This is a genomic window from Mycolicibacterium litorale, from assembly GCF_010731695.1.
Classification (GTDB): domain Bacteria; phylum Actinomycetota; class Actinomycetes; order Mycobacteriales; family Mycobacteriaceae; genus Mycobacterium; species Mycobacterium litorale.
This window is the reverse complement of sequence record NZ_AP022586.1, coordinates 2,242,323-2,253,749: the sequence shown is the minus strand read 5'-3', so window position 1 is coordinate 2,253,749 and position 11,427 is coordinate 2,242,323. Positions and strand designations below refer to the sequence as shown.

Sequence of the window (11,427 nt, the reverse complement as noted above, 5' to 3'; positions counted from 1 at the left end):
GGTCCTTGTCAGGCGGTGGGGTCGTTGGCGGCGAGGAAGTCGGCGATGACGGCCCGGAACTCCTCGGGCTTCTCGAGGTGGCTGCAGTGGCTGGCGTCGGGGAAGACATGGCTGCGCGCGCCGGGGATGTTCTCCACGAAAGGCGCCCACGTCGCCGGTGTCGCCTCGTCGAACTCCCCGGCGACCACCAGCGTCGGCACCGCGATGGCACCGAGGCGGTCGATGATGCTCCACTCGCGCAGCGTGCCCAGCACGTAAAACTCGTTGGGGCCGTTCATCGTGTGATAGACGGTCGGCTCGGCCTCCATCTGCTCGACGGTCTCGACGAAGTCCTTCGGCGTGGGCACCACCCGGCACACGTGGCGCACATAGAACTCCTCGGTGGCCGCGAGGTACTCGGGGTCGGTGACGGTTCCGGCCTCCTCGTGCCGGTCGAGCGCCGCCTGGGTCTCGGGCGGGAGCTGGGCCCGCAGTTCGGCGGCCGCCGCCATCCACAGCTCCATCGACGCCGGCGAATTGCAGATCGACAGCGACGCCAGTCCCGGCGGCCGCAGGACCGCGATCTCGGCGCCGAGCATGCCGCCCCACGACTGACCGAGCAGGTGGTAGTGCTCGATGCCCAGCGCCGAGCGCACCGCGTGGAACTCCTCGACGAACAGCTCCGGAGTCCAGAAGTCCGCCGGGGCGTCGGGAAGATGCGTGCTGTTGCCGCAACCGATCTGGTCGTAGTGGACGACCCGCCGCCCGGTCTCGTCCGCCAACTCCGCGATATTGCGCACGTAGTTGTGCGCCATCCCCGGTCCGCCGTGCAGCACGATCAGCGGCAACAGCCCGCCACGTGGCTCGTCCGGGTCGGCGATCCGCACCCAGGTCTCGTGTTCGCGGAACGGCACGGTGCGGGTCTCGACAGACATGGCGATCAGAATGAACCCATAATGGTCTCGTTGCAAGACCAATTTTGATCATTAACATGCCCGTATCCATGGAAAGGGCTGGGAGATGGCTGAGAACGGCGCCGCGGCGACGCCGGGTCTGCTGCAACAGCAGCTCGACATGCCGTCGCGCGTCGACGAGATCACCGACCGGCTGGTCACCGCGATCGCGCTCGGCGAGTATCTGCCGGGGACGCGTCTGCCCGTCGAGCGTGAGCTGGCCGCATCCCTCGGGGTGGGCCGGATGACCGTCCGCGCCGCTCTCGCCCGGCTGGTCGAGCGCGGCCTGCTCGAGACCCGGCGGGGTCGCGGCGGCGGTTCCTACGTCCTCGAGCAGTGGCGTGACTCGTCTGTCGAGGCGGTGGGCCGGACCCTGGCCATGCGGCTGGACGAACTTCGCGACCGCTGTGACGCGGTGTGCCGGCTGCACGGCGCCATCTGTCGCGCGGCGGCGGAGTCGCGCACCGACGCCGACATGGCGGCGTTGCACGCGGCGCTGGCGGCCTTCCGGGCCGCGGGCAGCGGCGTCGAGGCCCAGCAGGCCGACAGCCGGCTGCACCTGACGATCATGGACGCCGCCCACAATCCGGTGCTCAAGAAGCTGCTGCTCGACCTGGAGGCGTCGGTCAGCATCGCCGCGCCGGCGCATCCGTGGGGTGAGCACGACACGATGGCCGCGATGGAGCGCAGGGCTCTGCACGACCACGAACGCCTCATCGACGCCATCGTCGCGGGCCGCCCCGATGAGGCCGACGCGATCGCCCGCGCGCATGTGGCGATCGACTTCGAGCTGATCGCCACGGCCATGCGGCGCGCGGGCGTGGCCACTGACTAAGGTGACGCCGTGGCCGAGACCGCGCCGCTGCGCGTGCAACTGATCGCCAAGACCGAGTTCATGGCGCCACCCGACGTGCCGTGGGACACCGACGCCGACGGGGGCTCCGCGCTCGTCGAGTTCGCCGGCCGGGCCTGCTACCAGAGCTGGTCCAAACCCAACCCGCGCACGGCCACCAACGCCTCGTACCTGCGCCACATCATCGACGTGGGCCACCTGTCGGTGCTCGAACACGCCTCGGTGTCGTTCTACATCACCGGGATCTCGCGGTCGTGCACCCACGAGCTCATCCGGCACCGGCACTTCTCCTACTCGCAGCTGTCCCAGCGGTACGTGCCCGAGCACGATGCGCAGGTCGTCGTCCCGCCGGGCATCGAGGGCGACGCCGAGCTCGAGGAGATCTTCACCGCGGCCGCCGACGCGGGCCGCGCCGTGTACAGCGAGTTGCTGGCGCGGCTGGAGGCCAAGCTCATGGGCGATGAGCCCGGAGAAAGACGGGCCACGCTGCGCCGCAAGCAGGCAAGGCAGGCGGCGCGCGCGGTCCTGCCCAACGCCACCGAGACCCGCATCGTCGTCACCGGCAACTACCGCGCCTGGCGGCATTTCATCGCGATGCGGGCCAGCGAGCACGCCGACGTCGAGATCCGCCGGCTCGCGATCGCCTGCCTGCGCGAACTCGTCGCCGTCGCCCCCGCAGTGTTCGCTGACTTCGAGATCTACTCGCTGTCGGACGGCACGGAAGTCGCGAGCACCCCGCTCGTCACCGAAGCGTGAGGGCCAGCGGGTAATCTTGGTGCCCGTGAGCATCAGCGGATTCGACGTGACGGCCGGGTTGGGCACCGTGCTTACCGCGATGGTCACCCCGTTCAAGCCCGACGGCACCGTCGACACGGACACCGCCGCGCGGCTGGCGAACCACCTCATCGACTCCGGCTGCGACGGCCTCGTGCTGTCCGGCACCACCGGCGAGTCGCCCACGACCACCGACGCCGAGAAGCTGACCCTGCTGCGCGCCGTGCTCGAGGCCGTCGGCGACCGCGCCCGCATCATCGCCGGAGCGGGCACCTACGACACCGCGCACAGCATCCACCTGGCGAAGGCGTGCGCCGCCGAGGGTGCGCACGGACTGCTCGTCGTCACGCCGTACTACTCGCGCCCGCCGCAGGCCGGGCTGCTCGCCCACTTCACCGCCGTCGCCGACGCCACCGACCTGCCCGTCGTGCTCTACGACATCCCGCCGCGGTCGGTCGTGCCGATCGAGTGGGACACCATCCGGACGCTCGCCGAGCATCCGAACATCGTCGCGATCAAGGACGCCAAGGGCGATCTGCACGGCGGCGGCCAGATCATCGCCGACACCGGGCTGGCGTACTACTCCGGCGACGATGCCTTGAATCTGCCGTGGCTGGCGATGGGTGCGGTCGGCTTCATCAGCGTGTGGGGTCACCTCGCGGCCAGCCAGCTGCGGGAGATGCTCTCCGCGTTCACCTCCGGTGACGTCGCGACCGCCCGCAAGATCTGCGTGACACTCGGCCGGCTCAGCGCCGCCCAGGCCCGCCTCGGCGGCGTCACCATGTCGAAGGCGGGGCTGGGCCTGCAGGGCATCGACGTCGGCCAGCCCCGGCTGCCGCAGATCCCGCCCACTGTCGACGAACTGGCCGCACTGGCCGAGGACATGCGCGCCGCGGCGGTCTTGCGGTGAGGCCGTGACGAACGGCCTCGTCCCGCCCGGCCCGCTCGCGGTCGGCGGACTCCGCGTGACCGCGCTGGGCGGCATCAGCGAGATCGGTCGCAACATGACCGTCTTCGAACACCTCGGCCGGCTGCTCATCATCGACTGCGGGGTGTTGTTCCCCGGCCACGACGAGCCGGGTGTCGACCTGATCCTGCCCGACCTGCGCCACGTCGAGGACCGTCTCGACGACGTCGAGGCGCTGGTGCTCACCCACGCCCACGAGGACCACATCGGGGCGGTGCCGTTCCTGCTCAAACTGCGGCCCGACATTCCCGTCGTCGGATCGCAGTTCACCCTCGCGCTGGTGCGCGAGAAATGCCGCGAACACCGCCTCAAACCACGCTTCGTCGAGGTCGCCGAGGGGCAGCGCAGCACACACGGCGTCTTCGAATGCCAGTACTTCGCGGTCAACCACTCGGTGCCCGGCTGTCTGGCGGTGGCCTTGCACACCGGCGCGGGCACCGTCCTGCACACCGGCGACATCAAACTCGACCAGCTGCCGCTCGATGGGCGGCCCACCGACCTGCCGGGGATGTCGCGCCTCGGCGACGCGGGGGTCGACCTGTTCCTGTGCGATTCCACCAACGCCGACCGCCCCGGCGTCGGACCGTCCGAAAGCGAGATCGGCCCGACGCTGCATCGGTTGATCCGCGGCGCCGACGGCCGGGTGATCGTCGCGTGTTTCGCCTCCAACGTCGACCGCGTCCAGCAGATCATCGACGCCGCCGTGGCGCTGGGCCGGCGGGTGTCCTTCGTGGGCCGGTCGATGGTGCGCAACATGGGAATCGCCCGCGAACTGGGCTATCTCAACGTCGCCGACAGCGATCTGCTCGACATCGGGGCCGCCGAGATGATGCCGGCCGAGAAGGTCGTGCTGATCACGACCGGGACGCAGGGCGAACCGATGTCGGCACTGTCGCGGATGTCGCGCGGCGAGCACCGCAGCATCACGCTGACCGCCGGTGACCTGATCATCCTGTCGTCGTCGCTGATCCCCGGCAACGAGGAGGCCGTCTACGGCGTCATCGACTCGCTGTCCAAGATCGGCGCCCGCGTGGTGACCAATGCCCATGCCCGCGTTCACGTTTCGGGACACGCCTACGCCGGTGAGCTGCTGTTCCTCTACAACGGCGTCAAACCGCGCAACGTGATGCCGGTGCACGGCACGTGGCGCCACCTGCGCGCCAACGCCGCGCTCGCGGCCCGCACCGGGGTTCCGCCGGAGTCGATCATGCTGGCGGAGAACGGTGTCAGCGTCGACCTGGTGGCCGGGAAGGCGAGCATCGCCGGTGCCGTCGGGGTCGGCAAGATGTTCGTCGACGGGCTCATCACCGGCGACGTCGGGGAGACCACGCTGGGTGAGCGTCTCGTTCTCTCATCGGGTTTCGTCGCGGTCACCGTCGTCGTGCGCCGGGGGACCGGCCGGCCGGCCGGTCCGGCGCACCTGATGTCGCGCGGGTTCTCCGAGGACCCCAAAGCGCTCGAACCGGCCGCGCGCAAGGTCGAGGAGGAGCTCGAGCGGCTCACCACCGACTCGGTCACCGACCCCGCCCGCATCGCCCAGGCGGTCCGGCGGACCGTCGGCAAATGGGTCGGGGAGACCTACCGGCGCCAGCCGATGATCGTCCCGACCGTCATCGAGATCTGACCCTCGGGATCTGACCTCTGAGACCGACGTCCGCCGAGCGGATTTCACCCGTTCGGACGAGGTGCGGCCGCCTGTGCGGTGCTTGGGTGAGACGACAGCGTCGACAACCCGCTCGTGGTGGCGGCGCTGAGCGAGGAGGACCATCATGCACATCCATCCACTCACCCATCCCTGGCAGCTGGCGACGACCTGGACGGTCGCCCGTCGACGTTCGCGCACCCTGCCCGACGACCGGTCGCACTTCTACCCGTCGCGGTGCGTGTACCTCGAGAGCTCCTCGATGTCACGACTGATGGATCACCTCTGAGGCGGTCAGCGCTTGTTGACGTATCCGGCGTCCACCGGCAGCGTGATGCCGGTGATGTAGCGCGCCTCGTCGGATGCCAGGAAGGCGACCGCGGCGGCGATGTCCTCGGGTTCCAGCGCCTGGACCGGTAGCGCGTTGCTCATATCGGGTCCGCCCTCGTTCTCCTGGGCCAGCCCCTCGAGCCAGCTGCGGGTGAAGTCGTTGTCGATCATCGGGGTGTTCACCCCGGCGGGATGCACCGAGTTCACGCGGATGCTGTGTGTTGCAAGGATATTGGCGTACACCCGCATGATGCCGACGATGCCGTGCTTGGCGGCGGCGTAGCCGATCGAACCGGCCATCGGCGAGGCCAGGCCGACGAGGCCGGCCACCGAACTGGTCAGCACGATCGATCCGCCATTGCCCGCTTTGATCATCGGCCGCATGGCGACGTCGACGGTGTGGAAGACGCCGGTGAGGTTGACGTCGATGACGTCCTGCCACGCGTCCGCACCGGCCATCGGGGCGATGCCGGCGTTGGCGACGACGACGTCGAGGCGTCCGCCGAGCTGCTGCACGCCGTCGATCAGCGCGGACTTCAACGCGGCGCGGTCACGGACGTCGGCCTGCGACGCCACGATCCGCGCGCCGGTCTCCTCGACCAGCTTGACCGTCGCGGCCAGATCGTCGGGAGTGGCCAGCGGGTACGGCACCGATGCGATGTCGTCGCAGACGTCGACGACGATGATGTCGGCGCCGTCGGTGGCGAGCCGGACGGCATGGGCGCGACCCTGGCCGCGCGCCGCGCCGGTGATGAACGCGACCTTGCCCTCGAGTGGACGCATGGCTGTCCTCCTGGTCAGGGCCGCAGTTGACCCTTGGCCGGATCGCCGGCGGGAACCGGCGCGAGCATCTTGATGTCGGGGGCGCCGTCGAGGTGTTCGCCGACCTCGGCGAACAGCGTGGTGATGCCCGGTGCGGTGCCGTGGGCCTTGAGCGCATCCTCGTCGGCCCACTGCTCGACGAACACGAACGTGCCATTGGCTTCGTGCAGTGAGTAGAGGTCGCAGCCCGGCTCGGAGTGCACCGTCTCGATGGCCTTCTTGCAGGCCTCCCGCACGGTGTCGACGGATTCGGGCTTGGCGGTCATGGTGGCGACGACGACGACGGGCATGGGCGGGGGACTCCTCGATGAGTAACGGGCCAGACCGGACAGGTGTCCAGCCTACTCATGGCGACGCGGCTGAGATGCAGCCGAAACCAAGTTGTGACCAGTGTGGCTCGTGGTGCATCTGGGACTTGAGCGACTAGGCTGAACCCCATGGCTGGTAAGACCGTCACCCGCTCCGGCGCCCGTACGAGCAGGTCAAAGGGCGGAACGCGGAGCGGGGCCCGGCCGAGTCGGCCCGCGAAGTCGTCCGCGCCCCGGCGCAAGCCCGCGCCGCGCCGGCATCCGTCACCGGTCGGGGCCGCCGGCGCCGCCGTGGGGCGCGGAGCCCGCGCCGGGTGGCTGATGCTGGCCAAGGGCGCCGGATCCACGGCGCGCTCCGTCGGCCGCGCCCGCGAGATCGAGCCCGGGCACCGTCGCGACGGCATCGCCCTGGCACTGCTGGGGGTCGCCGTCGTCGTGGCCGCCGGGTCGTGGTTCGACGCCGCCCGCCCGGTGGGCGAGTGGATCGACATGGTGCTGCGCTCGCTCGTCGGCGACGCGGTGGTGCTCGTCCCGCTCGTGCTCGCGGCCGTGGCCGTCGTGCTCATGCGCAGTGAACCCGACCCCGAGGCGCGTCCGCGGCTGATCCTCGGTTCGGCGATGATCACGCTCCCGGCGCTCGGGCTGTGGCACCTGTGGTCGGGGTCGCCGCACGTGCCGGGGGAGCGGCAGCAGGCCGCCGGATTCATCGGCTTCGCGATCGGCGGTCCGCTCGCCGACGGGCTCACCGCATGGATCGCCGCACCGCTGCTGTTCATCGGGGTCCTGTTCGGCCTGCTGCTGGTCACCGGGACGACGATCCGCGAAGTGCCCGAGACCGTGCGGGCGATGTTCTCCACCCGCGGCTACGACGACGACTACGACGACTACGACGAGTACGACGACTACCGCGACGAAGACGGCGACTACCGCGACGAAGACGGCGGCTACGACGACGAACCGGAAATCGGTGCGGCCGACGACTTCTCGGACGGCTACTACGACGACCCGGCGATCTCACGCGACGAGCAGCTCTGGCCGTCCGGTTCGCCGATGGACAACTATCCGCTCGATCCGCCCGAGAGCGACCCGCCCACACTGCCCGAGCTCGCCGCGCTGCCGCCCGCACCGGCGCCGAAACCCAAGCGCAAGAAGCCGGCCCCGGAGAAGCCCGCCGACGACCAGGACACCCTGTCGCTCGACCGGGTCGTCGAAGGCCCCTACGCCCTGCCGTCGCTGGACCTGCTGATCGCCGGCGATCCGCCGAAGCTGCGCAGCGCCGCCAACGAGAAGATGGAAGAAGCCATCACCTCGGTGCTGCAGCAGTTCAAGGTCGACGCCGCGGTCACCGGCTGCACCCGCGGACCGACCGTTACCCGCTACGAGGTCGAACTCGGCCCCGGCGTGAAGGTCGAGAAGATCACCGCGCTGCAGCGCAACATCGCCTACGCCGTGGCCACCGAGAGTGTGCGGATGCTCGCGCCGATCCCGGGCAAGTCGGCCGTCGGTATCGAGGTGCCCAACACCGATCGCGAGATGGTGCGCCTCGCCGACGTGCTCACCGCACCGTCCACCCGGCGCGACCACCACCCGCTGGTGATCGGGCTCGGCAAGGACATCGAGGGCGACTTCATCTCGGCCAACCTCGCCAAGATGCCCCACCTGCTGGTCGCCGGGTCGACCGGTTCGGGTAAGTCCAGCTTCGTCAACTCGATGCTGGTGTCGCTGCTCGCGCGCGCCACCCCCGACGAGGTCAGGATGATCCTGATCGACCCGAAGATGGTCGAGCTCACCCCGTACGAGGGCATCCCGCACCTGATCACGCCGATCATCACCGAACCGAAGAAGGCCGCCGCGGCGCTGGCCTGGCTGGTCGAGGAGATGGAGCAGCGCTACCAGGACATGCAGGCCTCGCGGGTGCGGCACATCGACGTGTTCAACGAGAAGGTGCGGTCCGGCGAGATCACCGCGCCGCTGGGCAGTGAGCGGGTCTACAAGCCCTACCCCTACATCCTCGCGATCGTCGACGAGCTCGCCGACCTGATGATGACCGCCCCGCGCGACGTCGAGGATGCGATCGTGCGCATCACCCAGAAGGCCCGCGCCGCGGGTATCCACCTGGTGCTGGCCACGCAGCGGCCGTCGGTGGACGTCGTCACCGGTCTGATCAAGACCAACGTGCCGTCGCGGCTGGCGTTCGCCACCTCGTCGCTGACGGACAGCCGCGTCATCCTCGACCAGCCCGGCGCGGAGAAGCTGATCGGTATGGGCGACGGGCTGTTCCTCCCGATGGGCGCGGGCAAACCCATCCGGCTGCAGGGTGCGTTCATCACCGACGAGGAGATCCAGGCCGTCGTCACCGCGACCAAGGACCAGGCCGAGCCGGAGTTCGTCGAGGGCGTCACCGCGGCCAAGGCCGGCGAGCGCAAGGACGTCGACCCGGACATCGGCGACGACATGGACGTCTTCCTGCAGGCCGTCGAGCTCGTGGTGTCCAGCCAGTTCGGGTCGACCTCGATGCTGCAGCGCAAGCTGCGGGTGGGCTTCGCCAAGGCGGGCCGGCTGATGGACCTCATGGAGACCCGCGGCATCGTCGGGCCGTCGGAGGGTTCCAAGGCGCGCGAGGTGCTGGTCAAACCCGACGAGCTCGCCGGCACGCTGGCCCTGATCCGCGGCGGCAGCGACGCCAACGGCGCAGACGCCGAGTGACGAATCGCTAGAGGGTGAGCAGCATCCGGGTGTTGCCCAGGATGTTCGGCTTGACGTAGGACAGGTCGAGGAACTCCGCGACACCGGTGTCGTACGAGCGGCACATCTCCTCGTACACCTCGGCGGTGACCGGGGTGCCGTCGATCTCGGTGAAGCCGTGGCGGGCGAAGAACTCGACCTCGAAGGTGAGCACGAAGATCCGCTGCAGGCGCAGCTCGCGGGCCACGTCGAGCAGCCGCGCCACGATGCGGTGCCCGACGCCGCGGCCACGGACCTTCGGATGCACCGCGACCGTGCGCACCTCGCCGAGGTCGGCCCACAGCACGTGCAGCGCGCCGCAGCCGATCAGCTCGTCGTCGATTTCGGCGACCCAGAACTCCTGCACGGCCTCGTAGATGTTGACGAGGTTCTTCTCGAGCAGGATCCTGCCCGCGTAGATGTCGACGAGCCCCTTGATCGCGGGTACGTCCGAGGTGCGCGCACGGCGCACCGTGACCTCCTCGGCGACCGCGTCGACCGGGTTCTCATCCGCTGCGCTCACAGCTGCGAGAGTATCGGCTGAGCCAACCGATATTCTGTGTCGGTGTCGGGCCCGTCTCCTACTGATCCGGTGGTGCCGCGCGCCCGAGTGGCGAATATCGCCAATGTGCTGACCGGGCTGCGCTTCGTACTGGTACCGGTGTTCCTCGCCGCGCTGTTCGTCGGCGACGGGCATGAAACCTATTGGCGTGTGGTCGCTTTCGTGGTCTTCGCGGTGGCGGTGATCACCGATCGGTTCGACGGTGCGCTCGCGCGCAGCTACGGCATGGTCACCGAGTTCGGCACGCTCGCGGACCCGATCGCCGACAAGGCGCTCATCGGTGCGGCGCTCATCGGCCTGTCGGTGCTCGGCGACCTGCCCTGGTGGGTGACCGGGGTCATACTCGCCCGCGAGCTCGGCGTGACGGTGCTGCGGTTCGCGGTGCTGCGCCACGGCGTGATCCCGGCCAGCCGGGGCGGCAAGCTCAAGACGCTGGTCCAGGCCGTCGCGATCGGGCTGTTCGTGCTGCCGCTGTCGGCCTGGCCCGGCCCGTGGCTGGTGGTGGCCTGGGTGATCATGGTGGCCGCGGTGGTGCTGACCCTGCTGACCGGCCTCGACTACGTGCTGTCGGCGATACGGGACTCGCGTGAACGACCCGCTGGTCACTGACGACGCCCGCGCCCTGGTCGCCGACCTCACCGTGCGCCACCAGAGCGTGGCGACCGCCGAATCGCTGACCGCGGGGCTGCTGGCAGCGACGCTGGCCGGTGTCCCCGGCGCCAGCGCGGTGCTGCGCGGCGGCCTGGTCACCTACACCGAGGACACCAAGATCGCGTTGGCCGGAGTGGCGCCGCAGGTGCTCGACGCTGTCGGGCCCGTCGCCGCGCCCACCGCGCGGGCACTGGCGGTCGGCGCGCGGCAGCGCTGCGCGGCCACCTGGGGTGTGGGGCTGACCGGGGTGGCAGGTCCGGAACCGCACGGCGGCCATGCGGTGGGCACGGTGTTCCTCGGCCTGGCCGGCCCGGTCGACACCGAAGTCGTCGAACTGCACCTGGACGGATCGCGCTGGGACATCCGCCGGACCGCGGTCGACCAGGCGATATCCCATCTGCGCGCGCTCGTCGGCCAACAGTGATCTGAAACTCTCCGGATTGCGGGAACCGGCTCGGCGCCGGCCGCGTTGTGCAGGTAGCAAACCAGCCGACGAAGGAGGGGCACGATGGCGGCATTGCTGCGCGAGGTGATCGGCGACGTGCTGCGCCGTGCCCGCACCTCGCAGGGCCGGACCCTGCGCGAAGTCTCCGACACCGCCCGGGTGAGCCTGGGTTATCTCTCCGAGGTGGAACGCGGCCGTAAGGAGGCGTCCAGCGAGCTGCTGAGCGCGATCTGCGGTGCGCTCGACGTCCCGCTGTCGCAGGTGCTCTCCGATGCGGGTGAGGAACTGGCCCACCAGGAGCTCGCCGCCGCCCCGGTGACGAACATCGACGTCAGCACGAAGGTCGTGATTCCGCAGGCCGTCTCGATGGCCGTGGCCTGAACACCGCCGCGATCACGCGTCGGAAATCCGGGGTGT

General features: G+C 69.8%; 13 protein-coding genes. 9 read left to right on the top strand and 4 right to left on the bottom strand.

The window, feature by feature from the left end:
- Nucleotides 1-8 precede the first annotated feature (8 nt).
- Nucleotides 9-914, bottom strand: a complete 906-nt coding sequence (locus G6N30_RS10585; RefSeq protein WP_134052556.1) for a proline iminopeptidase-family hydrolase — start codon at nucleotides 912-914, stop codon at nucleotides 9-11.
- Nucleotides 915-999: 85 nt separating this feature from the next.
- On the opposite strand from G6N30_RS10585, the gene G6N30_RS10580 reads away from it, so the two are divergent.
- The 5 genes from G6N30_RS10580 to G6N30_RS10560 all read left to right on the top strand — a co-directional run bounded on the left by G6N30_RS10580 (nucleotide 1,000) and on the right by G6N30_RS10560 (nucleotide 5,457).
- Nucleotides 1,000-1,767 carry a FadR/GntR family transcriptional regulator gene (locus G6N30_RS10580; protein WP_134052554.1) on the top strand — a complete coding sequence of 256 codons (768 nt, stop codon included), beginning with the start codon at nucleotides 1,000-1,002 and terminating at the stop codon, nucleotides 1,765-1,767.
- A gap of 9 nt (nucleotides 1,768-1,776) precedes the next feature.
- Entirely contained in the window at nucleotides 1,777-2,541 is a 765-nt protein-coding gene (gene thyX / locus G6N30_RS10575) for an FAD-dependent thymidylate synthase (RefSeq protein WP_134052552.1), read from the top strand.
- A gap of 19 nt (nucleotides 2,542-2,560) precedes the next feature.
- On the top strand, nucleotides 2,561-3,469 hold the full coding sequence (gene dapA / locus G6N30_RS10570) for a 4-hydroxy-tetrahydrodipicolinate synthase (protein ID WP_179965575.1): 909 nt from the start codon (nucleotides 2,561-2,563) through the stop codon (nucleotides 3,467-3,469).
- Between the two features lie 4 nt (nucleotides 3,470-3,473).
- Nucleotides 3,474-5,150 carry a ribonuclease J gene (locus tag G6N30_RS10565; protein ID WP_134052548.1) on the top strand — a complete coding sequence of 559 codons (1,677 nt, stop codon included), beginning with the start codon at nucleotides 3,474-3,476 and terminating at the stop codon, nucleotides 5,148-5,150.
- A gap of 145 nt (nucleotides 5,151-5,295) precedes the next feature.
- Nucleotides 5,296-5,457, top strand: a complete 162-nt coding sequence (locus G6N30_RS10560; protein WP_163687511.1) for a hypothetical protein — start codon at nucleotides 5,296-5,298, stop codon at nucleotides 5,455-5,457.
- A 5-nt stretch (nucleotides 5,458-5,462) separates the two neighbouring features.
- Here G6N30_RS10560 and G6N30_RS10555 read toward each other — a convergent pair whose 3' ends face one another.
- Together G6N30_RS10555 and G6N30_RS10550 are read right to left on the bottom strand one after the other, a co-directional pair.
- Nucleotides 5,463-6,281, bottom strand: a complete 819-nt coding sequence (locus G6N30_RS10555) for a mycofactocin-coupled SDR family oxidoreductase (protein WP_134052546.1) — start codon at nucleotides 6,279-6,281, stop codon at nucleotides 5,463-5,465.
- A gap of 14 nt (nucleotides 6,282-6,295) precedes the next feature.
- Nucleotides 6,296-6,610 (bottom strand): putative quinol monooxygenase, encoded by a 315-nt coding sequence (locus G6N30_RS10550; RefSeq protein ID WP_134052545.1) that lies wholly within the window; start codon nucleotides 6,608-6,610, stop codon nucleotides 6,296-6,298.
- A gap of 147 nt (nucleotides 6,611-6,757) precedes the next feature.
- Between G6N30_RS10550 and G6N30_RS10545 the strand changes: the two genes are divergently transcribed.
- Nucleotides 6,758-9,334, top strand: coding sequence for a DNA translocase FtsK (locus tag G6N30_RS10545; RefSeq protein ID WP_134052543.1), 2,577 nt, complete (start codon nucleotides 6,758-6,760; stop codon nucleotides 9,332-9,334).
- A gap of 7 nt (nucleotides 9,335-9,341) precedes the next feature.
- Here G6N30_RS10545 and G6N30_RS10540 read toward each other — a convergent pair whose 3' ends face one another.
- A complete protein-coding gene (locus tag G6N30_RS10540; protein WP_134055137.1) occupies nucleotides 9,342-9,824 on the bottom strand; it encodes an amino-acid N-acetyltransferase in 483 nt (160 codons plus the stop codon).
- A 93-nt stretch (nucleotides 9,825-9,917) separates the two neighbouring features.
- Between G6N30_RS10540 and pgsA the strand changes: the two genes are divergently transcribed.
- The 3 genes from pgsA to clgR all read left to right on the top strand — a co-directional run bounded on the left by pgsA (nucleotide 9,918) and on the right by clgR (nucleotide 11,391).
- On the top strand, nucleotides 9,918-10,523 hold the full coding sequence (pgsA, locus tag G6N30_RS10535) for a CDP-diacylglycerol--glycerol-3-phosphate 3-phosphatidyltransferase (RefSeq protein WP_134052541.1): 606 nt from the start codon (nucleotides 9,918-9,920) through the stop codon (nucleotides 10,521-10,523).
- Nucleotides 10,501-10,989 carry a CinA family protein gene (locus G6N30_RS10530; RefSeq protein WP_134052539.1) on the top strand — a complete coding sequence of 163 codons (489 nt, stop codon included), beginning with the start codon at nucleotides 10,501-10,503 and terminating at the stop codon, nucleotides 10,987-10,989. The genes pgsA and G6N30_RS10530 overlap by 23 nt, the downstream gene beginning before the upstream one ends.
- Before the next feature lie 84 nt (nucleotides 10,990-11,073).
- Nucleotides 11,074-11,391 carry a transcriptional regulator ClgR gene (gene clgR / locus G6N30_RS10525; protein ID WP_134052537.1) on the top strand — a complete coding sequence of 106 codons (318 nt, stop codon included), beginning with the start codon at nucleotides 11,074-11,076 and terminating at the stop codon, nucleotides 11,389-11,391.
- Nucleotides 11,392-11,427: the final 36 nt, after the last annotated feature.